Below are 812 nucleotides of genomic sequence, written 5' to 3' on the forward strand. Positions count from 1 at the left end.
AAATTCCGCGCCGCCGCTCCGCTCGGAACGGAGTGCTGGACGCGCATCGCCAAGCCGGTTGAGCGGAAGAAAGAGCTCAATTTTCTGACGATGGAGTTTTTTGACACGAACGGAAAGAAGATCGCGGAGCTGCTCAATTACAAGGGCAAGCTGGTGCGCGGGGCAGGGCTGATCAATCCGGCCCGCAAGGCGGAGGCCGCTGTGCAAGAAAAGCCGAAGCCAAAACCACAGCCCCGACCTTCCGCACCGGTCGCACCTCCTGCGTATGCGTCGGGAGGCGGTTCGGCGGTCGAGGAGGCGTCCGCATTCCTGCGCTGGTTGATCGCCGAAAAGCTGGGCAAACCGGAAGATCAAGTGGCGACAGATGTCGGGTACTACGAGATCGGCCTCGACTCGTCGATGCTGCTGGAAGTCGTGACGGCGATCGGCAGCAAGCTCGAAACGCAGCTCATGCCGACGCTGTTGTTCGAGTACACGACGATCACGGAGCTGGCCGAGTACCTCGCTGAGCATCATGCGGATCGCTTCGGCGGCGTTGCAAGCGGAGCGAATCAGGCAGAGGCAGAGTGGAGCGAGCCGGCGGACGAGCTGTACGAAGCTGAGCGCGAACTCCCGGAGACCGGCAGCTATGGCGTGCCGGATGCGGGAGAGGACATCGCGATCATCGGGATGTCCGGCAAGTATCCGCAATCGCGCGACCTTCACGAGTTCTGGGAGAATCTTCTGGCTGGCAAAGACTGCATCACGGAGGTTCCGGAGTCGCGCTGGGAGCGGGAGCGGCTGGAGGGCGTCAAGTCTCCGTCCGGCAAGCC

Annotated in this window: 1 protein-coding gene; it reads left to right on the forward strand. The window is 62.4% G+C overall.

What is annotated here, in order from left to right; translation table 11 throughout:
- Positions 1–812, forward strand: an 812-nt coding sequence (locus L696_RS31735; protein ID WP_280740114.1) for an acyl carrier protein, incomplete at both ends; no start/stop codon positions are given.

The organism is Paenibacillus maysiensis (assembly GCF_000520815.1).
GTDB classification, from domain to species: Bacteria; Bacillota; Bacilli; order Paenibacillales; family Paenibacillaceae; genus Paenibacillus; species Paenibacillus maysiensis.